General features: G+C 69.3%; 25 protein-coding genes. 8 read left to right on the top strand and 17 right to left on the bottom strand.

Features of this window, described 5'->3' with window-relative positions; genetic code table 11:
- Positions 1–69: 69 nt before the first annotated feature.
- From FVE25_RS27330 to FVE25_RS27320, 3 genes are read right to left on the bottom strand one after another with little or no spacing between them, the layout of a single operon-like run.
- On the bottom strand, positions 70–780 hold the full coding sequence (locus FVE25_RS27330) for an alpha/beta hydrolase (protein ID WP_157249930.1): 711 nt from the start codon (positions 778–780) through the stop codon (positions 70–72).
- A 13-nt stretch (positions 781–793) separates the two neighbouring features.
- On the bottom strand, positions 794–1,084 hold the full coding sequence (locus FVE25_RS27325; RefSeq protein ID WP_157249929.1) for an ATP/GTP-binding protein: 291 nt from the start codon (positions 1,082–1,084) through the stop codon (positions 794–796).
- The gene (locus FVE25_RS27320) at positions 1,081–2,532 is read right to left on the bottom strand and encodes a 3-hydroxyacyl-CoA dehydrogenase family protein (protein WP_157249928.1); all 1,452 of its coding nucleotides are present in this window, start codon (positions 2,530–2,532) and stop codon (positions 1,081–1,083) included. The genes FVE25_RS27325 and FVE25_RS27320 overlap by 4 nt, the downstream gene beginning before the upstream one ends.
- Positions 2,533–2,569: 37 nt before the next feature.
- Between FVE25_RS27320 and nucS the strand changes: the two genes are divergently transcribed.
- The 5 genes from nucS to FVE25_RS27295 all read left to right on the top strand — a co-directional run bounded on the left by nucS (position 2,570) and on the right by FVE25_RS27295 (position 7,601).
- Positions 2,570–3,232: an endonuclease NucS gene (gene nucS / locus FVE25_RS27315; RefSeq protein WP_157249927.1), complete on the top strand. Its 663-nt coding sequence runs from the start codon at positions 2,570–2,572 to the stop codon at positions 3,230–3,232.
- A gap of 321 nt (positions 3,233–3,553) precedes the next feature.
- Positions 3,554–4,852, top strand: a complete 1,299-nt coding sequence (locus tag FVE25_RS27310) for a carotenoid oxygenase family protein (protein ID WP_157249926.1) — start codon at positions 3,554–3,556, stop codon at positions 4,850–4,852.
- 4 nt (positions 4,853–4,856) lie between these two features.
- Positions 4,857–5,411: a GNAT family N-acetyltransferase gene (locus FVE25_RS27305; protein WP_157249925.1), complete on the top strand. Its 555-nt coding sequence runs from the start codon at positions 4,857–4,859 to the stop codon at positions 5,409–5,411.
- Positions 5,412–5,441: 30 nt separating this feature from the next.
- Positions 5,442–6,914 carry an aldehyde dehydrogenase family protein gene (locus FVE25_RS27300; protein ID WP_157249924.1) on the top strand — a complete coding sequence of 491 codons (1,473 nt, stop codon included), beginning with the start codon at positions 5,442–5,444 and terminating at the stop codon, positions 6,912–6,914.
- A 144-nt stretch (positions 6,915–7,058) separates the two neighbouring features.
- Complete coding sequence (locus tag FVE25_RS27295; RefSeq protein WP_246267514.1) at positions 7,059–7,601, top strand: TetR/AcrR family transcriptional regulator; 543 nt, start codon at positions 7,059–7,061, stop codon at positions 7,599–7,601.
- Between the two features lie 107 nt (positions 7,602–7,708).
- Here FVE25_RS27295 and FVE25_RS27290 read toward each other — a convergent pair whose 3' ends face one another.
- From FVE25_RS27290 to FVE25_RS27275, 4 genes are read right to left on the bottom strand one after another with little or no spacing between them, the layout of a single operon-like run.
- Positions 7,709–8,026: an STAS domain-containing protein gene (locus tag FVE25_RS27290; protein WP_157249923.1), complete on the bottom strand. Its 318-nt coding sequence runs from the start codon at positions 8,024–8,026 to the stop codon at positions 7,709–7,711.
- 44 nt (positions 8,027–8,070) lie between these two features.
- Positions 8,071–9,228 carry a sensor histidine kinase gene (locus FVE25_RS27285; RefSeq protein ID WP_157249922.1) on the bottom strand — a complete coding sequence of 386 codons (1,158 nt, stop codon included), beginning with the start codon at positions 9,226–9,228 and terminating at the stop codon, positions 8,071–8,073.
- Positions 9,229–10,341 (bottom strand): ABC transporter permease, encoded by a 1,113-nt coding sequence (locus tag FVE25_RS27280; RefSeq protein ID WP_157249921.1) that lies wholly within the window; start codon positions 10,339–10,341, stop codon positions 9,229–9,231.
- Positions 10,338–11,213, bottom strand: coding sequence for an ABC transporter ATP-binding protein (locus tag FVE25_RS27275; protein ID WP_157249920.1), 876 nt, complete (start codon positions 11,211–11,213; stop codon positions 10,338–10,340). Before FVE25_RS27275 ends, FVE25_RS27280 begins: the two co-directional genes overlap by 4 nt.
- 195 nt (positions 11,214–11,408) lie before the next feature.
- On the opposite strand from FVE25_RS27275, the gene FVE25_RS27270 reads away from it, so the two are divergent.
- Genes FVE25_RS27270 through FVE25_RS27260 form a run of 3 tightly spaced genes read left to right on the top strand, consistent with a single transcriptional unit; the run spans position 11,409 to position 14,278 of the window.
- Positions 11,409–13,244: a hypothetical protein gene (locus FVE25_RS27270; RefSeq protein ID WP_157249919.1), complete on the top strand. Its 1,836-nt coding sequence runs from the start codon at positions 11,409–11,411 to the stop codon at positions 13,242–13,244.
- 13 nt (positions 13,245–13,257) lie between these two features.
- Entirely contained in the window at positions 13,258–13,848 is a 591-nt protein-coding gene (locus tag FVE25_RS27265) for a cob(I)yrinic acid a,c-diamide adenosyltransferase (protein ID WP_157249918.1), read from the top strand.
- A 22-nt stretch (positions 13,849–13,870) separates the two neighbouring features.
- Positions 13,871–14,278: a hypothetical protein gene (locus FVE25_RS27260; protein ID WP_219825658.1), complete on the top strand. Its 408-nt coding sequence runs from the start codon at positions 13,871–13,873 to the stop codon at positions 14,276–14,278.
- Positions 14,279–14,348: 70 nt separating this feature from the next.
- Here the strand turns inward: FVE25_RS27260 and FVE25_RS27255 are convergent, their stop codons facing one another.
- The 10 genes from FVE25_RS27255 to FVE25_RS27210 form a co-directional block, all read right to left on the bottom strand.
- Positions 14,349–14,723 carry a DUF2550 domain-containing protein gene (locus FVE25_RS27255; protein ID WP_157249917.1) on the bottom strand — a complete coding sequence of 125 codons (375 nt, stop codon included), beginning with the start codon at positions 14,721–14,723 and terminating at the stop codon, positions 14,349–14,351.
- A gap of 16 nt (positions 14,724–14,739) precedes the next feature.
- On the bottom strand, positions 14,740–15,141 hold the full coding sequence (locus FVE25_RS27250) for a F0F1 ATP synthase subunit epsilon (protein WP_157249916.1): 402 nt from the start codon (positions 15,139–15,141) through the stop codon (positions 14,740–14,742).
- A gap of 66 nt (positions 15,142–15,207) precedes the next feature.
- Positions 15,208–16,641: a F0F1 ATP synthase subunit beta gene (atpD, locus tag FVE25_RS27245; protein ID WP_157249915.1), complete on the bottom strand. Its 1,434-nt coding sequence runs from the start codon at positions 16,639–16,641 to the stop codon at positions 15,208–15,210.
- 1 nt (position 16,642) lies between these two features.
- Complete coding sequence (locus FVE25_RS27240; RefSeq protein ID WP_157249914.1) at positions 16,643–17,545, bottom strand: F0F1 ATP synthase subunit gamma; 903 nt, start codon at positions 17,543–17,545, stop codon at positions 16,643–16,645.
- Positions 17,546–17,548: 3 nt separating this feature from the next.
- The gene (atpA, locus tag FVE25_RS27235; protein ID WP_157249913.1) at positions 17,549–19,198 is read right to left on the bottom strand and encodes a F0F1 ATP synthase subunit alpha; all 1,650 of its coding nucleotides are present in this window, start codon (positions 19,196–19,198) and stop codon (positions 17,549–17,551) included.
- A gap of 24 nt (positions 19,199–19,222) precedes the next feature.
- Positions 19,223–20,032: a F0F1 ATP synthase subunit delta gene (locus FVE25_RS27230; protein WP_157249912.1), complete on the bottom strand. Its 810-nt coding sequence runs from the start codon at positions 20,030–20,032 to the stop codon at positions 19,223–19,225.
- Positions 20,032–20,577 (bottom strand): F0F1 ATP synthase subunit B, encoded by a 546-nt coding sequence (locus tag FVE25_RS27225; protein WP_157249911.1) that lies wholly within the window; start codon positions 20,575–20,577, stop codon positions 20,032–20,034. Before FVE25_RS27225 ends, FVE25_RS27230 begins: the two co-directional genes overlap by 1 nt.
- A 28-nt stretch (positions 20,578–20,605) precedes the next feature.
- The gene (atpE, locus tag FVE25_RS27220; RefSeq protein ID WP_157249910.1) at positions 20,606–20,845 is read right to left on the bottom strand and encodes an ATP synthase F0 subunit C; all 240 of its coding nucleotides are present in this window, start codon (positions 20,843–20,845) and stop codon (positions 20,606–20,608) included.
- Positions 20,846–20,917: 72 nt separating this feature from the next.
- On the bottom strand, positions 20,918–21,718 hold the full coding sequence (atpB, locus tag FVE25_RS27215) for a F0F1 ATP synthase subunit A (RefSeq protein ID WP_157249909.1): 801 nt from the start codon (positions 21,716–21,718) through the stop codon (positions 20,918–20,920).
- A 67-nt stretch (positions 21,719–21,785) separates the two neighbouring features.
- Entirely contained in the window at positions 21,786–22,004 is a 219-nt protein-coding gene (locus FVE25_RS27210; RefSeq protein WP_157249908.1) for an AtpZ/AtpI family protein, read from the bottom strand.
- Positions 22,005–22,027 lie beyond the last annotated feature (23 nt).

The following is a 22,027-nucleotide window of genomic DNA, read 5'->3' as shown; positions in this document are numbered from 1 at the left end:
CTGTGACCGGGCGACGTCTAGATCTTGTGAAAAATTCCGCCACGACCTAGGATCCCTGGCAAAAATCCGTCATTGCGGGATGTCCGTGGGCAGCGGGTGCTTCGCGGGGTTCACCCGCTTGACGATCTCATTCAGCGCGATCCGCACGTACGGCTCGCCCACCCACAGATGCTTGGCCCCTTCGACCGCGATCACCTCGGCCTGCGGCACCCGGGCGAAGCGCCTCCTGGCCTCCTCCGGCCGCAGGTAGTCGTCGAACTCCGGCACCAGCACGGTCATCGGCCGCCCGAACCGCGCCCAGGCGTCCAGGTCGGCGTCCACGGCCCGGTGCAGCGGCGGCGACATGAGGATCGCGCCCTCCACCAGCGGATCGCGCGCCCACTTGAGCGTCAGCTCGGTGCCGAAGGACCAGCCGAGCACCCACACCCGCGGCAGGTCGTGGTACTCGGCGTACTCCAGCGCCGCCGCCACGTCGAACCGTTCGCCCTCGCCACCGTCGAAGGCGCCGTCGGACGTGCCGCGCTCGGAGGAGGTGCCCCGTGTGTTAAAGCGCAACACCGCCAGATCGGCCAGCGCGGGCAGGCGGTTGGATGCCTTCTTGTAGACGTGACTGTCCATGAACCCGCCGTGCGTGGGCAGCGGATGGAGGGTGACGAGCGTGGCCACCGGGTCGCGCTCGGCCGGCAGCGCGAGCTCGCCGACCAGGGTCAGGCCGTCACCGGTGTGCAGTTCGATCGGCTCACGCCGGGCGGGCAGCACGGTCGCCGCGCGGATCTCCACTTCGTTCCTTTCCTCAGTACCGGCTGCGCCCGGGCCCGCGGTCCAGCCGCTTGCGCCAGCAGGTCGTGTGCCAGTGGCGCCGCTCCTCGTCGCCGCCGCTCCAGTTGGGCCAGCTCACCAGGTGCGGCTGCCCCGCCTTGATCTCCTGATCACAGCCGGGACAGCGGTAGTCCTTGCCGGAACCGGCCCCGCTGAGCATGCGCACCTTCCATTCCCCGTCCGGCCACTCCTCCACCCGGTCGGTCGAGGAGGGGAAGGCGTTGGGCCGGGAGGACTCCTTGCGGCGGGCGCGGCGGGGGCTCATGCGCGCGGGAAGGCCGGCAGGCCCGCGGCCACGAGCTGGTCGAGCAGGGCCGCCGGGGCGAACGACGGCTCACGGTACTCGGCGTACAGGGCACGCAGCCCGTCACGCACCTTCCGCAGCCCGATGCGCTCCAGCATCTCGAACGGCCCCGCCGGATACCCGCAGCCGAGCCGCATGGCGGTGTCGATGTCGTCGATCGAGGCGTACCCGGAGGCGTGCATCCGGACCGCGTCGTTGAGATGGGCGAAGAGCAGGGCGTCGGCCACGAACCCGGCCCGGTCCTTGCACGGCACCGCGGTCAGCCCGAGCACCGTCATGAGCCCCGCCGCCGCGCCGGCCGCCTCCGGGGAGGTGAGCACGGTGGAGACGACCTCGGCGACGCCCTGGCCGACGAGATGGATCCCGACCACCCGGGACGGGTCCGCGTGCCGTACCGCGTGCTCGATCACCGGACGCTCGCCCAGCCGCAGCACGAGGTCGGGAGTGTCGGAGGCGCGGAACCCGGCGGCGTCCAGCCGCGCGGCGAACTCCTCCGCACCCTCGCCGTGGACGGTCACGCCGGTCACGTGCGCCTTCCACGCCTCGGCCGGCGCCGGCCCGTCCTGGTCGTAGAAGCCGCGCCCGGTCTTGCGCCCGAGCAGCCCCGCGCCGACCAGCTCCCGCAGGAGGGGCGCCGGGGCGTGCCGCGTGGAACGGGTCTCACCGAAGAGCACGCCCATGATCTCGTAGGCGGTGTCCAGCCCGATGAGGTCGAGCAGCGCGAACGGCCCCATGGGCAGGCCGACGCCCTTCCTCATCGCCGCGTCGATGTCGTCGCGGCGGGCCACCCCGTGCTCCAGCAGCACCGCCGCATGGTTCAGGTACGGCAGAAGCAGCCTGTTGACCACGAACCCGGCCAGGTCGCCCACCACGACCGCGGTCTTGCCGAGCTGCCAGGCGAGATGGGAGACCTCCTCGAGCAGGCCGTCCTCCGTCAGGATGGTGCCGACGACCTCGACCAGCTTCATGACCGGCGCCGGGTTGAAGAAGTGCATCCCGATGACGCGTTTCGGCCGCCCGGTGGCGGCGGCGATGGCGGTGACCGGCAGGGAGGAGGTGTTGGTGGCCAGCACCGTCTCCGGCTTGCAGATCCGGTCGAGGTCGGCGAACAGGGCGACCTTGTACTCCAGCACCTCGGGGATGGCCTCGATGACGAGGTCGGCGTCGGCCAGGTCCTCCCGGGCCGTGGTCAGCGTGACCCGCCCGAGAATCGCCTCCCGCTCCTCGGCGGTGAGCCGTCCCTTGTCCAGCGCCCGTCCGGTGGACCTCTCGAGGTGCCCGCGACCGCGCGCCAGCGCCTCCGCGTCGGCTTCCACCCCGATCACCCGGATTCCGGCACGTGCGAACACCTCGGCGATCCCCGCACCCATCGTGCCGAGACCGACCACTCCCACCTTTTCAAACGCCATGCCCCCCAGTTTTCCAGAGCCGGTAGGGTGGGCCGTCATGCGGCTGGTCATCGCGCGATGCAGCGTGGATTACATAGGACGGCTCACGGCTCACCTGCCGATGGCGCCGAGGCTGATCATGATCAAGGCGGACAACAGCGTGAGCATCCACGCCGACGACCGTGCCTTCAAGCCGCTCAACTGGATGAACCCGCCGTGCAAGCTCAAGGAGGACGGCGGCACCTGGACGGTCACCCACGGCAAGACCGGCGAGAAGCTGGTGCTGACGATGGAGGAGATCCTCCACGACTTCAGCCACGAGCTGGGGGTGGACCCGGGCCTGATCAAGGACGGCGTGGAGGCCCACCTGCAGGAGCTGCTGGCCGAGCACATCACGACGCTGGGCGAGGGCTACTCGCTGATCCGCCGGGAGTACATGACCGCGATCGGCCCGGTGGACATCCTGTGCCGGGACTCGGGCGGCGCCACGGTGGCGGTGGAGATCAAGCGCAGGGGCGAGATCGACGGCGTGGAGCAGCTGACCCGCTACCTCGAACTCCTGAACCGCGACCCCCTGCTGGCCCCGGTCCGCGGCGTCTTCGCCGCCCAGGAGATCAAACCCCAGGCCCGCGTGCTGGCCACGGACCGCGGCATCGACTGCGTCACCCTGGACTACGACGCGCTGCGCGGCATCGAACCCGAGAACCCCACCCTCTTCTGATCCACCAAGTCCTTCCGCATTTGTGCACGAAAGGCAAGGTCCTCCCGAGCCCTTGCGCGAAAAGGCAAGGTCCTCCCGAAAGGCGCGCTTGCGCGCGTGAAGCGCTCGGGCAGTCCTGAGCGGGGGGCCCAGCCCCCGCACCCCCTGCCATGGGCCTCCCGGTCCCCCGAGCGTTCGCGCAGGCGGCGCGCGACGTACTGAACGAGTGCGCGGGAAACGCCGAGCGCGATGAGCGATCCCGTGAAGCGGCCCACACATTCCATCATTGACATGTCATGGAAGGAGCTTCTATGTTCGACCTATCACGATTGGAGTATTGCGATGCAGAAGGCATACCTGAGCGGCAACCTGGCTCCCGTCCCCGACGAGATCGACGCCCTGAACCTCCCGGTAGAAGGCACCCTCCCGCCCGAGCTGACCGGACGGTACTTCCGCAACGGCCCCAACCCCCGCCCCGGCGAGGACCCCGGCCACTGGTTCGGCGGGCACGGCATGATCCACGGCATCCGGCTGCGTGAAGGCCGGGCCGAGTGGTACCGCAACCGGTGGGTGCGGACGACGAAGTTCACCGACGGCGCCGACTTCATCGGGCCGGACGGCGTGAACCTGACCGCCACCCAGGCCAACACCCATGTCATCCGGCACGACGGCCGCATCTACGCGCTGATCGAGGTCGGCCTGCCGTACGAGATGACGCCCGAGCTCGACACCGTCGGGCCGGTCGACTTCGGCGGCAAGCTGACCACGGCCATGACCGCGCATCCCAAGGCGGATCCGATCACCGGCGAGCTGCACTTCTTCGGGTACGGCTTCGTGCCGCCGTTCGCCACCTACCATCGCCTCTCGGCCGGTGGGGAGCTCGTCGAGAGCCGGGAGATCGAGGTCCCCGGCGCGACGATGATGCACGACTTCGCGATCACCGAGAACTATCTGGTCTGGCTGGACCTCCCGGTCACCTTCGACCTGAACCGCGGTGGCGGCATGCCGTACGCCTTCGACGAGAAGTACGGCGCGCGGATCGGGCTCACGCCGCGGGCGGGCGGGGTGACGCAGTGGTTCGAGGTCGATCCCTGCTATGCCTTCCATGTCGGCAACGCCTGGGAGGACGACCAGGGGCGCGTGGTGCTGAGCGCGGCCCGGTACTCCCCCGAGGTCTTCACCAGCCTCTGGGAGGAGATCAGCGGGCGAACCGACGTGGCCACGCACGCCACCGTGCGCATCAGCGCGGCGCTGCACCGCTGGGTCCTCGACCCGGCCACCGGCAAGACCGCCGAGGAGCCGCTGGACGATCGCGGCATCGAGTTCCCCACCTTCAACGAGGACCGGCTGGGACTGGGCAGCCGGTACCTGTACACCGTGGGCGGACAGCAGATCGTCAAGTACGACCACCGCAGCGGCGACGCGGCCACGCTCGACACGGGCGGGCACACGGGTGAGGCCGTGTTCGTCCCGGCCGAGGGGGCGAGCGCGGAGGACGACGGGTGGCTGCTGTCCGTGGTCACCACCAGCGGGGACTCGCGGCTCCTGGTCGCCGACGCGCGCGATCTGTCCACGGTGGCGTCGGTACGGCTGCCGCGGCGGGTTCCCGCCGGATTCCACGGCTCCTGGCTGCAGGATTGACGGCATGGAGATCGTCATCGCGGACAAGGCGTCCGACATGGAAGAGGCGGGGACGGTGCTCGGCCGGGCCTTCGCGGAGGATCCGGTCATCTCATGGCTGCTGCCCGGCGGCGTGGGGCGGGAGCGGATGTTCGCCGCCCTCGGGCGGTACATGCACGACGTGGTCGAGGTCGCGCGCGAGGGCGCGGCGATCGTCGGAGTGGCCATCTGGGATCCGCCGGGCTTCGTGCCCGACCTGGAGGCGGGCGGACCGGAGCTGCTGGCGGCGATGGGTGATCAGGTCGCCAAGGGGATGCAGCTGGACGAGACCTTCGGTGCGCACCGGCCCGCGGAGCCGCACTGGTATCTCGCGCAGATCGGCACCCATCCCAGGGGCGCCGGCGTGGGCGGGACGCTGCTGCGCTCGGGGCTGGCGCGGACCGCGGGGCTGCCGGTCTACCTGGAGGCCAGTGCCGCGGGGAACGTCCCGATCTACGAGCGGTTCGGGTTCCGGGTGACGAGCGAGATCCGGCTGCCGGACGGGCCGTCGGTGTGGGGGATGCTGCGACCGGCGTTGTAAGTGCCGGGTTACCGGCCTATCGTGGCGGCCATGACGACGCTGACGTTCGACTCCCTGAACCCGGCGACCGGCGCGGTCGTGGGCAGCCACCCCAAGCAGGGTCCCGAGGCGGTCAGCGCCGCCGTGGGCCGGGCGGAGGTGGCGGCCGGGTGGTGGGCGGAGCTGGGCGCGGCCGAGCGGCGGCGCCGGCTGCTCGACTACAAGGCCGTCATCACGCAGAACCTCAGGCCGCTGGCCGCGCTCGTACACGAGGAGACCGGCAAGCCGGTCGGCGACGCCACCCTGGAGATCGTGCTGGCGATCACCCACCTCGACTGGGCGGCCCGCAACGCGGCCAAGGTGCTGGGCCGCCGCCGGGTCTCCCCCGGCATGCTCGGCGTCAACATCGCGGCCACGCTGGAGTACCTGCCCCTCGGCGTGGTCGGCGTGATCGGCCCCTGGAACTACCCGGTCTTCACCCCGATGGGCTCGATCGCCTACGCGCTGGCCGCCGGCAACGCGGTCGTCTTCAAGCCCAGCGAGCTCACCCCGGGCGTCGGGGTACGGCTGGCCGAACTGTTCACCGCATCGGTGCCCGAGCACCCGGTGTTCCAGACGGTGACCGGGCTGGGCGAGACGGGCGCGGCGCTGGCGGGCGACCCGAGGGTCAAGAAGATCGCGTTCACCGGCTCGACGGCGACGGCCAAGCGGGTCATGGCGGCGTGCGCGGGCAACCTCACCCCGATGGTGGCCGAGTGCGGGGGCAAGGACGCGTTCATCGTGGACGCCGACGCCGATCTGAAGGCGGCGGCCGACGCCTGTCTGTGGGGCGCGATGTCGAACGCGGGCCAGACCTGTGTGGGCGTGGAGCGGGTGTATGTGGTGGAGGCGGTTTACGAGCCGTTCATGCGGGAGTTGGCCGACCGGGTCTCGGCGGTGAAGGCGGGCGAGTCGTATGGCCCGATCACGATGCCCGGGCAAATGGCTATCATCCGCCGCCACATCGACGAAGCCATCAAATCCGGAAAAATCGTGACTGGTGGGCCAGAGGCGGTTCGTGCCCCATTTGTTGACCCGGTCATCGTGGAAGGCGTGCCCGAGGACTCGCCCGCGGTGCGCGAGGAGACGTTCGGCCCGACCCTCACCGTGCGCCGTACCCGGGACGCGCAGGAGGCCCTCGAACTGGCCAACGCCTCCGCCTACGGGCTGGCCGGCACCGTCTTCTCCCGCAACACCCGCCGGGCCATGGAACTGGCCAGGCTCATGCGCACGGGGATGACCGCCATCAACTCGGTCATCTCCTTCGCCGGCGTGCCCGCGCTGCCCTTCGGCGGAGTGGGGGATTCGGGCTTCGGCCGCATCCACGGCGCCGACGGTCTTCGCGAGTTCGCCCGGCCCAAGGCCATCTCCCGGCAGCGCTTCGCCGTACCCGGGATGAATCTCACGTCCTTCTCCCGCGGCCAGGAAGAGCTTGAGCGGCTGATCAGGGTTGTCACGTTCATGCACGGGCGACGTAAGAGATGAACTAGGCACTCTTTCCGAATACAGATCATCCGTCCATAATTATGTGCTCTGGGGGCCACGATCATGTTGGACGGGTGGAATGTGAACCGGTCTTACCGGGGAATGTCGGCTGAGCAAAGGCTGGCAGACAGACGAGAGCGGCTCATGACAGCCGCCTACACGCTCTACGCGAAGCCGGGGTTCTCGGCTACCACGATCGAAAGGCTGTGTTCGGAGGCGCGGATCTCCAACCGCGCCTTCTACGAATGTTTCGGCGGCCGGGAAGAACTCCTTCAGGCACTGCACGAGCGCTGCGTGGAGGAATCTCTCGTCGTCGTGGCCAAAGCGTTACAGGACGCTCCGAACACTCTCGAAGGGAGAATCAGCGCTGGAGTCCGGTCCTATATGGAATTCGCCACTGCCGACTGGCGCCGCGCCCGCATCATGCACCTGGAGGTGCGCAGGTCGGGCGATGTGCTGGCGACGTCCAGGCAACGCGCGGTGGCGTCCTTCGCCCGGCTCGTCGAAGAGGCGTCCGCCGATTTCCCGCCGACGCCCGGCATCGATCGCCATCTGCTCGCACTCGGCGTGATTGGAGCGCTACAAGAACTGCTCATCGAATGGATCCTCGCCGAGAACCCGGTGGAACTCGACGAACTCATCGGGGTCGCCGTGCACATCTGTGTCCGCGCGCTCGGAACGTCGTGAGCATTTGATGACAGAACGTGATTCCATGGCGGCGGGCGATCGCGGATATTCATCCCGCTAAAAAACAAGCTGCGACCGCGGATAACCGGTCCGCGGTCGCGGTCGAGTCAGGCGACGGCCGCGGCGGGCACTTCGACGAGAAGAACCCGGTTCAGCCGCGTCACCGCGAGCACCCGCATGATCCGCGGCGGCACTCCGCGCAGCACCAGCCGCCGGTCCGCTGCGAGCGCGCGCCGATGCGTGCCCACGAGCACCCCGAGGCCGGTGGCGTCGATCATCTCCAGCTCGGAGAGGTCGACGATGAGCTCGCCCGTGCCCGTGTCGACGGCCTCGTGCAGCCGCGGACGCACGCCTGCGGAGGTACCGGCGTCCAGCCGGGCACCCACTCGTACCACCTGTGCCGCAGATCTCCCTTGGACGCGCATGTCACCTCCGCTGGTCAGGCCCCTTATGGGTAGCCCCTACCCGTTCAACGCGGCACTATCGCCTTCACGGTGAATTCCCCATCACCATTCGGCAACGCCGTCAGCTTCCCGCCGACGCCGGCCAGCCGTTCGCCCAGGCCGGTGAGGCCGCTGCCGAGGTCCACGGCGCGCTTGCGGGCCACGCCGTCGTTGCGCACCTCCAGCGTCGACTCCTCGTCGGTGAAGCGCAGCGTGATGTCGCAGGAGGTGGCCGTGCTGTGCTTGAGCACGTTCGTCACCGCCTCGCGCACCACGTAGGCGAAGACCTTGGCCGCCTCCTCGGGCACCTCCCGGTAGGGCAGCTGCAGCCGGCAGCGCACCCCGGCCGCCTCCAGCACGCTCCTGACGCTTTCCAGCTCCGCCGGGAGGTCCAGCTCGCGGTAGCCGCGGACCGCCTCCCTGAGTTCGCGCAGGGCCTTCCTCGACAGGTCACGCACCTCGGCCATCTCGGCCTTGGCCGCCGCGGTGTCGCCGTCGGCCAGCCGTACCGCCAGCTCGGACTTGACCGCGAGGGCGGACAGCTGATGCCCGACGAGGTCGTGCAGGTCGCGGGCGAAGCGCAGGCGCTCCTCGGCGACGGCGAGCCGCGCCTGGGTCTCCTTGGCCTGGTGGGCCTTGGCGGCCAGGTGCCAGATGTAGACCCACAGCCGGTTCGACAGCGGGGTGAACGCGCAGATGATCAAATACGTGACGCCGGACATGACGATGTCGACCACCGCGGGCGCGTCGGCGGGCAGGAAGGCGAGCCGTCCCGACAGGGCCCAGGCGGCCGACAACGCGGTCAGCACCAGCCAGGTGCCGGCGAGCTGGGCGAACATCACCCGCCGCGACACGCCGACGACCGCCACGGAGACCCACGTGATGGCGACGAAGCCCCAGCCGACGATCGCGGGCCCGGCGACCGCGCAGGTGGCCAGCGCCAGCGCTCCGGCGGCCGTCACCTCCCGCGCCAGGAACGTCCGCTCGAAGACGGCGTCGCTGATGCGCAGGTAGAGCCAGGTGAACGCAGCCGTCATGACCGTGGCGGCCGCGATCTGCCAACGAGCCGCCAAACCGGCCCCGAGCGCCCCCACCGAATACATCGCCACCACCAGCCACATGGCCACCAGCGTGGAGTTCAGTATCAGGCGGGTCAGGCGCCGGGCCCGGGTCAGCTCGTCCATCTACTTGGCGCGCAGGACATCGCCGAGCTTGACCTTGGCGCCGGTCCGCAGCACCGCCCGCTCGTACACCTTGGCGCCGATGGCCAGCATGCCCACCACCGCGGCCACCATGAGCACCGCCGAGAGGCCGACCTGCCAGAAGGGGACGTCGGCGGCGGCCAGGCGCACCGGCATGACGATCGAGGAGAACGGCGGGACCATCGAGACGATCTGCGCCAGCGTGCCGGTCGGCTCCTGCACCGCGAAGAATCCGACGAGGTAGGTCACCATGATCAGCATGGTCATCGGGGTCAGCGTGTTGCCGACCTCCTCCTGCCGGGAGACCAGCGAGGCCAGCGAGGCGGCCATGGTCGCATAGAAGGCATATCCCAGGACGAACCACACCATGACCCAGGCCACGATCACCGGCATGCCGGGCGGGAAGTCCATGGCCAGGCCGGAGACGAACGCGGCGGCGATGCCCGCGGCCAGCGTCACGACCAGGTTGATGATGCCGATCACACCCAGCCCGATGATCTTGCCGCCGAGCAGCTGCCACGGCCGCAGGGAGGAGAAGAGGATCTCCACGATCCGGCTGCCCTTCTCCTCGACCACGCCCATCGCGACCATCATGGCCTGCCCGATGACGAGCATGAAGAGCAGGACGACCAGGACCGTGGCGATGCCCGCGCGGGCCGCCTCGTAGCGGGTGTCGGCACCCACCGACTCCATCTCCAGCGGCGGGATGTTGACCCCGGCCGCGCCCAGGCGGACCTCCCGGTTGACGCTCTGCAGCAGGACGCCGAGCTGGCTGTCGATCTGGCCGTCCGTCAGCACCTTCGTGCCGTCCACGAGCACCGCGTCCACGTCGCCGTCGAGCAGCGCGGTCTTGGCCGCTTCGCGGTCGGGGAAGGCGCGCCAGGCGAACTCGGTGTCCGGCGCCGCCGCCTTGAGCGGGAGCTGCTGGGAGTTGACCGTGCCCAGCTTGAAGGAGTCGGGCCCGCCGAGAAGCCTGGGGGCGAACGACAGGCCCGCCATGATCACGACGGTGACCACGAGGCTGATGACGAACGCCTTGGTGCGCAGCTGCGTCGTGATCTCGCGGCGCGCCACCAGCATCATGGGGCTGCTCATGCCACGGCCTCCTTGAAGATCTCGGTGAGGGAGGGGTGCTCGACCCCGAAGTGCTCGACGTGCCCGGCCTTGACGGCGCGGTGAAGGATTTCCTGGTCGTCGCCGGCCTGGGCGATCAGCACGTGGCGGTCACCGGTGACGGTGACGCGGCCGGGCAGGCCGTCGGCCCAGCCGGGCTGGGCGTCGCGGACCACGACCTTCAGCGTGCTGCTCTCGGCCGCGCGCAACTCCTCGACGGTGCCGCTGGCGACCATACGGCCGGCGGAGACGATGCCGACCGCGTCGCACAGCCGCTCGACGAGTTCGAGCTGGTGGCTGGAGAAGATGACCGGCACGCCGCCCCGGCACCGCTCCTGCAGCACGCCGGCCAGCGCGTCCACGGCGAGCGGGTCGAGGCCGGAGAAGGGCTCGTCCAGGATGAGCACCTCGGGATCGTGCACGAGGGCCACGGCGAGCTGCACGCGCTGCTGGTTGCCCAGCGACAGCGACTCGACGGTGTCGCCGCGCCGCTCGGTGAGCGTGAGCCGCTCCAGCAGCGCCTCGGTGGCCGTGCGCGCCTTTGCCGGGGTGAGGCCGTGGAGCTGGCCGAAGTACTCGATCTGCTCGGCCACGCGCATCTTCTGGTACAGCCCGCGTTCCTCGGGCATGTACCCGAACCGCCGCCGCTCGGGGGCGCCGATCGGGCGCCCCTGCCAGGTGGTCTCACCCGAGTCCGCCCTGAGGACGCCCATGGCGATGCGCATGGTCGTGGTCTTGCCCGCGCCGTTGGCGCCCACGAAGCCGAACATCTCGCCAGGCCGTACGGCGAAGCCCACCCCGTCCAGGGCGACCTTCTCTGCGAATCGCTTACGCAGGTCCCTTATCTCCAGCATGTGACCCATGGTGCCGGTTGCGCGGTTCGACCAGGTAGTCGCCTAAATCACCAGCCCGGAATGCAGAGTGCGTGCGGATGAGATGACATTTGTCATCATGCTTGGGCGGAAGGGTGCTTTGGCGGATGACCGTCCCCTGTGGCAGTCTCCGCACTTGGCGTACCACACCGATCAACCCCTGCCGAGGCCAGCCACATGACCGCCAGCTTCCACGAGGACGGCTCCCCGCTCCGCTTCACCCACCCCGACCTGCCCGGCCACCCCTTCCTGCTGCAGGAGGGCGCCGACCGCTGGCACACCCCCGCCCACCGGTGGGGCAGCGGCTTCGCGATCACCTCGCGCGGCTCCGGCCGCTGGAGCGCCGCCTCCGGCCGCCACGAGCCGGTCCCCGGCCTGACGCTCACGATCACCCGCTCCCCCGGCGACACCCTCACCGAGACCTACACCTGGACCAACACCGGCGACCGACAGATCACCCTCGGCTCCCTGGCGATCTCCCTCCCCCTGCGCGACGTCTACGACAGCGCCGAGGACTCCCTGACCCGCGCCTGCCACGCCCACGTCTGGACCGGCGGCGCCTGGTCCTGGGTACTGGCCCAGCCGATGAGCGGCGAAGGCCCGGTGCTCGGCACGATCGTGCGCGAGGGCGCGCTGTGGGCCTACTCCATCGAGTCCAGGAACATCGGCTCCGGCTCCAACGTCCGCGGCCACATCCTGCTGCACGTCACCGACCACGCCAGAAACCCCGGCGCCTTCGGCGGCCAGCCCGAAATCACCCTGGACCCCGGCCAGTCCTCCACCCTGCGGCTGGAGACCGGCTTCCACCCGACGGCCGAGGCGTTCCTCGCCGCGACCCGGCCGCCTGTCACCATCGAGCACCTCGTCGCGGAGACCGGCGCGAGCCTGCGCATCGGCGACCGGGACATCACCTCCGCCGAGCACGGCATCGTGCACGTGGACCTGCCCGGCGGCAGCCGTACCGCGGTGTTGTTCCACACCCCGCAACGCGAACTGGTCGAACGGCGCGTCGCCCGCGTCCTCGCCGACCACCGTCCCCTACACCTGGACGCGCCCGAGCGGCACGCCTTCGTCCCCTACGACAACGCCACCGGCCTCACCCAGCCCGCCAACGGCTGGGGCGACTGGACCGACGGCGCCGAGCGCCTGGCCATGCCCACGCTCCTGCAGCAGGCCCGGCTGCGCGGCTGGGGCGAGGCGGGCGCCATCGACCGCGCGCTGCACGGCTGGTCCGCGTTCGCCAGGAAATGGCTGGTCACGGACGACGGCACCGTCCGGCGCGGCAGCCACTTCACCGAGCGCACCCCGCGCCTGTACAACTTCCCCTGGCTGGCCCACTTCTTCGCCGACCAGTTCAGGCTGTACGGCGAGGCCGCCGACCTCGACCTGGCCGCCCGCATCATCGAACGCGCCTACGACCTGGGCGCCATCGACCACCTGCTCCTGGGCTTCCCCGAGGCGATCCGGCAGGTGGCCGCGCAGCTCGACGAGAACGACCAGGCGGCCCGCGCGGACGCGCTGCGCGAACGGCTGGCCAAGCACGCCGCCCATTTCGCCCACCTCGGCACCGCCCTGCCCAGCCACGAGGTCAACTACGAGCAGTCGATGGTGGCGCCCCTGGTCTCCCTGCTGGCGCTGGACGGCGGCCATCCCGAGGCGCTGGCGCGGGCTCTGCGCTGGCTGCGCGCCTTCGGCGGCCCGCAACCCCACGTGCGGCTGCGCGACATCGGCATCAGGCACTGGGACGGCTTCTGGTTCGGCCGCGAGCGCCTGTACGGGGACGTCTTCCCGCACTACTGGAGCGTGCTGACGGCCGTGGCCCTCACCCAGGCCGGCGAAACGGAGAGCGCCGCGGCCATCTTCCGCGCGAACCTGGCCGCCTACACCGCCGACGCCGCCGCCACCTGCGCCTTCGTCATGCCGAGTTGCGTGGAGGGCATCCCCGCGCACCGGCCCGACCCCTTGGCCAACGATCAGGACTGGGCGCTCACCCTGTGGCTGCGCAGCACATGAGACCCTTGGCCTCATGACCCGAGCAGACAAGGACAAACCCGTCGTCCTCTCCAAGATCTACACCCGCACCGGGGACGACGGGACGACCGCGCTCGCCGACATGAGCCGCACCCCCAAGACCGACCCGCGCCTGGCCGCCTACGCCGACACCGAGGAGGCCAACGCCGCCATCGGCCTGGCCCTGTCGTTCGGCACACTGGGGCCGGAGATCACCGAGGTGCTGGGCCGCGTCCAGAACGAGCTGTTCGACCTGGGCGCCGACCTGGCCACGCCGGTGGTGGCCGAGCCCGAGTTCCCGCCACTGCGCGTGGAGGCGTCCTACGTCGAGTGGCTGGAAGCCCAGTGCGACGCCTTCAACGCCAAGCTGAAGCCGTTGCGCAGCTTCATCCTTCCCGGGGGTGACCCGGCCACCGCGCAGCTCCACGTGGCCAGAGTGACCGTCCGCCGGGCCGAGCGCAGCACCTGGGCCGCCCTGCAGGCCCACGAGGACGTGAACCCGCTCACGGCCACCTACCTCAACCGGCTCTCGGACCTGCTGTTCATCCTGTGCCGCATCGCCCACGACGGCTCCGAGATCCTCTGGAAACCCGGCGGCACCCGCTGACCCCGGCCCGGAAGGTGTTCCGATGAACACGACCTTCGACACGCTGATGGCCCGGGTGATGGCGGGCGCCGTCCGCTTCGGCCACCGCGAGCACATCCACGTGACCTGGCTGGCCGTACGGCAGTGCGGGGTGAGCTCGGCGATCGACCTGATCGGCGAGGGCATCAGGAGCACCGCCCGGTACGCCGGCAACCCCCAGAAGTACCACGCGACCGTCAGCCGGGCCTGGGTGGAGCTCGTCGGCCACCACGTGGCGGAACACGACGACGCCGACTTCCACGCCTTCGCCACGCGCAACCCGGCGCTGCTCGACAAGCGCCTGCTCACCCGCTTCTACCGGTCCGCCACCCTGGCCACGCCCGCGGCGAGGGCCGGCTGGGTCGAACCCGACCTCACCCCGTTCCCCTGGCAGCGCCCGGAAGAAAACTAGCCGGTACGGCAGGCCGCGCCGTACCCCGGCAGTGCGTGCGTCGTGTCAGGCCGCGCCGTACAGCAGGACCTCAGGCGACGTCCAGGTAGGCGCTCGGCGGCGCGGACTCCAGCCAGGCGAGGAAGCCGGTCAGCGCGTCCGCGCTCATGGCCAGCGACACCGGCCCGCAGTCGATCGCGTACAGGTCGTCGTCCAGCGCGCGCCGGTCGGAAACGACGAGGCCGCGCCTCGCGATCGCGTGGCGCGGCCTCAGTCGCACACCAATGAGCGGGATCCAGTGGAGCTCGCCGTCGGCATAGCGGGCTACTCCGCTGCGCCAGGCGCCGGAGCCCTGGCGCAGCCGACAGGGCACGCTCCCGCGCGTGCGGGCGAGCACGAGCCCGCGCAGCACGATCAGGGCGGCGAACAGCAGCACACATGTCGAAACCGTCAGTGCCGCCGTCATCGCCGCCCCCGATTGATCAGACGTCTTCGCCGGCCGCCTTCAGCCGGGCCCGCGCACGCTTGGCCTCGACTGCCGCGTCGGCATCCTCCTGGTTGGCCTCGATCGAGGCCTGAGCGCGGTCGAGAGCGTCACGGGCCGCCGCGACGTCGACCTCGGAACCGAGCTCGGCCACCTCGGCGAGCACGGAGACCTCGTTGTCGGCCACGGAGATGAACCCGCCGTGGACCGCGGCAACCAGGTCGCCCTCACCCTCCCGCTTCACGCGCAGCACGCCGCCCTCGACGAGGACGCCGAGAACAGGTGCGTGTTGCGGCATAATACCGATCTCGCCGTCCACGGTCTTGGCAATCACCATGTCGGCTTCGCCCGACCAGATCTCCCGCTCGGGCGAGACAACCCCTACGCGTAGCTTCGCCACGTTAGGTTCCTTTCCGGTCAGATGCAGCTATCCGGAAAAATCCGGATAGCTGCATCGTTGGGCGAATCAGCGCTTGAGCTCCGCGGCCTTCGCCTCGGCCTGCTCGATGCCGCCGACCATGAAGAACGCCTGCTCGGGCAGGTGGTCGTACTTGCCCTCGCACAGACCCTTGAAGGAGGCGATCGTCTCGTCCAGCGGCACGAACTCACCCGGCTGACCGGTGAACGCCTCGGCGGCGTACATCGGGTGCGACAGGAAGCGCTCGATACGGCGGGCGCGGTTGACGGTGACCTTGTCCTCTTCGGACAGCTCGTCGATACCGAGGATCGCGATGATGTCCTGCAGCTCACGGTACTTCTGCAGGATCCGCTTGGTCTCCTGCGCCACCGCGTAGTGCTCCTCGCCGACGATCTGCGGGTCGAGGATGCGGGAGCTGGAGTCGAGCGGGTCCACCGCGGGGTAGATGCCCTTCTCCGAGATCGGCCGCGACAGAACGGTCTGCGCGTCCAGGTGCGCGAACGCGTTGTGCGGAGCCGGGTCGGTGATGTCGTCGGCGGGCACGTAGATCGCCTGCATCGAGGTGATCGAGTGACCACGCGTCGAGGTGATGCGCTCCTGGAGCACACCCATCTCGTCGGCCAGCGTCGGCTGGTAACCCACGGCCGACGGCATACGGCCGAGCAGCGTGGAGACCTCGGAACCGGCCTGCGTGAAGCGGAAGATGTTGTCGATGAACAGAAGCACGTCCTGCTTCTGCACGTCGCGGAAGTACTCCGCCATCGTCAGCGCCGACAGCGCCACGCGCAGACGGGTGCCCGGCGGCTCGTCCATCTGGCCGAAGACGAGGGCGGTGTCCTTGAGAACGCCGGCCTCCTCCATCTCCAGCCAGAGGTCGTTGCCCTCACGGGTACGCTCGCCGACGCCCGCGAAGCACGAGGTTCCGGAGAACTTCAGCGCGACTCGGCGGATCATCTCCTGGATCAGAACGGTCTTGCCGACGCCCGCGCCGCCGAACAGGCCGATCTTTCCGCCCTTCACGTACGGCGTCAGCAGGTCGATGACCTTGATGCCGGTGGGCAGCATCTCGGTGCGCGACTCGAGCTGGTCGAAGGCCGGGCTGGGACGGTGGATGCCCCACTTCTCGGTGACCTTGAGCGAAGCGGTCGGCACGTCGAGCGACTCGCCGAGCGCGTTCCACACGTGACCCTTGACGATGTCACCCACGGGCACCGAGATCGGCGCGCCGGAGTCGGTCACGGCGGCGCCGCGGACCAGGCCGTCGGTGGGCTGCATGGAGATGGCGCGGACCAGGTTGTCACCCAGGTGCTGGGCGACCTCCAGGGTCAGCTTCTTGGTCTCCTCGCCGAGGGTGACCTCGACGTTCAGCGCGTTGTAGATGTCGGGCATCGCCTCGACGGGGAACTCCACGTCGACGACGGGACCCGTGACGCGAGCCACACGGCCCGTGCCCGTGGTGGTCTCAACAGTCTCTGCAGTCATTTCACTCTTTCCCCGCTGCGGCGTCAGCCAGCGCGTTGGCGCCACCGACGATCTCGCTGATTTCCTGGGTGATCTCGGCCTGGCGAGCCTGGTTCATCTGCTGGGTCAGCACGCGCATCAGCTCGTTGGCGTTGTCGGTCGCGGACTTCATCGCGCGCCGGCGGGCGGCCTCCTCGGAGGCGGCCGACTGCAGCAACGCGGTGAAGATGCGCGATTCGACGTAACGCGGCAGCAGTGACTCAAGCACGTCGCCCGCGGTCGGCTCGAACTCGAAGTACGGCGGGATCGCGTCCGTCGCCGAAGCCTCGGTCTCCTCGATCTCCAGCGGGAGCACGCGCTTGACCACCACGTTCTGCGTGAGCATCGAGACGAACTCGGTCGAGACGATGTGGATCTCGTCGATGCCGTTCTCGTCCTTGAACGAGGTGATCAGCTCGTCGGCGATGGTCTTGGCGTCGTTGTAGGACGGCTTCCTGGAGAAGCCGACCCACTGCCCGCCCATGGCCCGGCCGCGGAAGGAGTGCCAGGTGACACCCTTGCGTCCGGTCACGAACGGGATGACCTCAAGGCCGCGGCCGGCCAGCAGCCCGCGCAGGGCCTCGGCCTCACGCAGGACGTTGGCGTTGAAGCCGCCGCAGAACCCGCTGTCGCTGGTGACGATGAGCACGCCCGCCTTGGCGGGGTTCTCCTTCGCCACGGTCAGCGGATGGTCGACGCTGGCCGCGTTGCTGACGACGCCCGTCACGGCGCGAGTGATCTCACGCTCGTACGGCAGCGCCGCCTGCATCCGCTGCTGCGCCCTCACGATCCGCGAGGAAGCGATGAGCTCCTGGGCGCGCGTGATCTTGGCGGTCGACCTGACCGACTTGATCCGCCGCCGCAGCAGCCTTAGCTGGGCACCCATGGACTACTTCTTCTCCGCCGGGCGGACGACCTTCTTGATGGTCTCCTGCCCGACCTCGTCCGCACCCAGCGGCGCGACCGGCTCGTCCTGGATCAGGAGTTCGCCGGAGGAGGTGGTGAAGCCCTTCTTGAACTCCGTGATGGCGTCCTTGAGCGCGGTGACCGTGTCGTCGGACAGGTCACGGGTCTCGCGGATGCTGTCGAAGATGCCCTTCTGGGCGCTCTGCACGTAGTCGAGGAACTCGCCCTCGAAGCGGCGGATGTCCTCGACCGGAACCTCGTCGAGCTCACCGGTGGTGCCGGCCCACACCGACACGACCTCGCGCTCGAGCGAGAACGGGCTGTACTGCGGCTGCTTGAGCAGCTCGACCAGGCGCAGACCACGCTCGAGCTGAGCCTTGGAGGCGGCGTCGAGGTCGGAGGCGAACGCGGCGAACGCCTCCAGGTCGCGGTACTGCGACAGCGCCAGGCGCAGCGTGCCGGCGACCTTGCGCATCGCCTTGGCCTGCGCCGAGCCACCGACTCGGGAAACGGAGATACCGACGTTGATCGCCGGGCGGACACCGGCGTTGAACAGGTCGGTCTCGAGGAAGACCTGGCCGTCGGTGATGGAGATGACGTTGGTCGGGATGAACGCCGACACGTCGTTGCCCTTGGTCTCGATGATCGGCAGGCCGGTCATCGAGCCGCCGCCCATGTCCTCGGAGAGCTTGGCGCAGCGCTCCAGCAGGCGGGAGTGGAGGTAGAAGACGTCACCCGGGAATGCCTCACGGCCCGGCGGGCGGCGCAGCAGCAGGGAGACGGCGCGGTAGGCGTCGGCCTGCTTGGTCAGGTCGTCGAAAACGATCAGGACGTGCTTGCCCTGGTACATCCAGTGCTGCCCGATGGCGGAACCGGTGTAGGGGGCGAGGTACTTGAAGCCGGCGGCGTCGGAGGCCGGGGCGGCGACGATGGTGGTGTACTCCAGCGCGCCCGCCTCCTCGAGGCGACCGCGCACCTGCGCGATGGTCGAGCCCTTCTGGCCGATCGCGACGTAGACGCAGCGAACCTGCTTCGCCGGGTCGCCGGACAGCCAGTTGTCGCGCTGGTTGAGGATGGTGTCCACGGCGATCGCGGTCTTGCCGGTGCCACGGTCGCCGATGATCAGCTGGCGCTGACCACGGCCGATCGCGGTCATGGCGTCGATCGCCTTGATGCCGGTGGCCAGGGACTCCTTCACCGGCTGGCGCTGGACGACCGAGGGAGCCTGCAGTTCGAGGGCGCGAAGACCCTCGGACTCGATGGCGCCCTTGCCGTCGAGCGGGTTGCCCAGCGGGTCGACCACGCGGCCGAGGAAGTTGTCGCCGACGGGCACGGACAGGACCTCGCCCGTCCGGCGGACCGTCTGGCCCTCCTCGATCTTGCTGAAGTCGCCCAGGATAACGACACCGATCTCACGGGTGTCGAGGTTCAGTGCCAGACCGCGCGTGCCGTCCTCGAACTCGAGCAGTTCGTTCGCCATCGCCGAGGGAAGGCCGGAGACGTGGGCGATGCCGTCGCCACAGTCGACGACGGTCCCGATCTCCTCGCGCGCGGCGCCTTCCGGTTCGTACGCCTGGACGAAGCGCTCAAGCGCGTCCCGGATCTCATCCGGCCGGATCGTAAGCTCCGCCATCTCTTCTCTGTCTCCCTATTCGCCTTAGCCGGCCAGCCGGCGGCGGACTTCTTCGATTCGTCCCACAATGGTGGTGTCGATGATCTCGTCGCCGATGCGGACCGAGAATCCACCGAGCACACGCGGATCCACCTCGACGTTCAGGTGCACGTCGCGGCCGTAGGAGCCACGCAGCCACGCCGACAGGCGCTGCTTCTGCTCCTCGGTGAGCGCGACGGCGCTCCGCACCACCGCGACGAGACGCTGGCGCTGCTGCGCGACCAGATGCCCGAACTCCTCGAGGCCACCCTCCAGGTTACGTCCTCGCGGGTGTACCGCCAGCTGCGTGATGAGACGCAGCGTGGACGCGGCCACCTTGCCGCCGAGCAGGTTCTGCAGCAGCTGCTGCTTGCCCTCGGCGGGCGCGGACGCGTCGGCGAGCGCGCGACGCAGTTCGGGGTTGGCGGCGACGATGCGGCCGAAGCGGAAGAGCTCGTCCTCCACGTCGTCCAGCTTGCGCTGGCCCTCGGCCTCGGCGGCCGCGGCGGTCACGCCGAGCCGCTCCAGCACGTCCGACAGGTCGCCCGCGCGTGACCACCTGGCCGAGACCGCGGCCTCGGCGGTGGCCAGCGCGGCGTCGCTGACCTTGCCCTCGAGCAGGACGCGCAGTGTCTGCGCCTTCTGCTCGGCGGGCCGGGACGGGTCGGACAGGGCACGGCGCAGGCCGTGCTCACGGTCGAGCAGATCGGTGATCGCGAACAGCTCGTCGGAGAGCGTGCCGAGGTCGGCACTGCCCGCCGCCGCGTTGAAGCGCTCCTCGACCTCTGCCAGCGAGGTCCTGCTCAAACCGCGCATCAGCGCACCGCCGCGGAGTTCTCGAGCTCGTCGAGGAACCGGTCGACGGTACGGCGCTGCCGGGCCTCGTCCTCGAGGGACTCGCCGACGATGCGACCGGCCAGGTCGGTGGACAGGCGGCCGATCTCGTTGCGCAGCGAGGCGAACGCCGCCTGGCGGTCGGCCTCGATCTGGGCGTGCGCGGCCTCGATGAGACGGCGGGCCTCGGCCTGCGCCTCCTCGCGGAGCTCCGCCTTGATCTGCGCGGCCTGCTCACGAGCTTCCTCGCGCAGACGGGCCGCCTCGTGCCGAGCCTCGGCCAGCTGGTCGCGGTACTGCTTCTGCAGCGCCTGTGCCTCGGCCTGCGCCTCCTCAGCCCTCTTGATGCCACCTTCGATGGCATCGGTCCGCTCAGCCAGGGTCTTCTGGATGCGCGGGGTGAGGACCTTGATGAGGAAGAAGGCGACGACGGCGAACGCGAAGATACCGACGACGAGCTCGTACGTGTGCGGGAGGAGGGGGTTGTAGCCCTCCTCCGCCGCGAGGAGCGTAGCTGCCTTAGTCATGGATGCAGCCTTTCGTCAGACGGGGTGATCAGGAAGCGCCGATGCCCTGGAAGATGAAGGGCGCGACCAGACCGATCAGGGCGAGGGCCTCGGTGAGAACGAAGCCGAGGAGCATGTTCTGGCGGATCAGGCCGTACGCCTCCGGCTGGCGCGCAATGGCCTGCACGCCCTGACCGAAGATGATGCCGACGCCGATGCCGGGGCCGATGGCGGCGAGACCGTAACCGATGGCGGTGACGTTGCCGGAGACCTCAGCGAGAACGCTCATTGCTGTTTTCCTTTACTGGACGGCCGGTGAAGCGGAGTCTCACCGGTCACGGACTATTCCGGTATGTGGTTCTCAGTGCTCCGCGTGCAGGGAGCCACCGATGTACATCGCGGCCAGCATCGCGAAGAGGAAAGCCTGCAGGAACTGGATGAACAGCTCGAAGCCGGTGAACACGATGGTCATCACCACGCCGAGCACACCGATGGGGGCGCCCAGCGGGCTGAGCTTTTCGAACAGGAACCAGAAGCCCACCATGCTGAAGAAGGCGAGCAGCATGTGACCGGCGAACATGTTGGCGAACAGTCGCACGGCGTGCGTGAAGGGGGCGATGATCAGGTTGGAGAGGAACTCGATCGGGGCCAGCAGGAAGTAGATCGCCTTGGGCAGCCCCGGCGGGAACATCATGTTCTTGAAGTAGCCGATGGGGCCCTGGTGCTTGATACCGAGGTAGACCTTGATGACGTAGATCGTGATCGCGAGCACCGCCGGGAAGGCGATGTGCGAGGCCACCGGGAACTGCACGAGGGGCACGACGCCCATCAGGTTCCAGATCCAGACCAGGAAGAACAGGGAAAGGAGCAGGCCCATCCAGCGGTCGGCGTCCTTGCCCAGGAAGGGCCGGGCGACCTGGTCGCGGACGAACATGTAGCCCATCTCGCCCACGTTCTGCACGCCGCGGGGAACAAGCTTGGGCTTCGCGAACGCTGACCAGCAGAAGGCGATCACGATGATCGAGCTGAGGATCGCGAGCAGAACCGGCTTGGTGAACCAGGTGACCCCGGGGATGATGGGTTGCCAGACGAACAGTGACTCGGGCGTCGGCGCCTGGAACTGGTCAGGGCTGTCCGCGGCTAGGACCGTCAGCGCAATCACGCGGCGTTCCCTTCAACGTCGTAGTGGATCACAGGGGTTTTCTCGGCGAAGCTGGTGCTCAGCGGGGTTAGCGACCGTACTTCCGGTAGACCAGATAGCCGGCGAGCACGACCCCCACGACAACGCCTATGGGGAAGAGCGCGGACAGGCCGAGCCAGCGGTCCAGCAACCAGCCAGCACCGCCGTAGATCGCCATCCCGGCGAGGAGATAGCTGGGAATCGACCACGCGGCGTTGGCGAAGTCCTGGCCGTCGTCTTCCGGCCGGCGCTTCTTCTCTTCGCTCATCGCGCGCCCGACGATAGCAGGCA

Source organism: Nonomuraea typhae (assembly GCF_009760925.1).
GTDB classification, from domain to species: domain Bacteria; phylum Actinomycetota; class Actinomycetes; order Streptosporangiales; family Streptosporangiaceae; genus Nonomuraea; species Nonomuraea typhae.
Note: the sequence above shows the minus strand (reverse complement) of the source record. Positions and strands in the feature narration are given on the sequence as shown.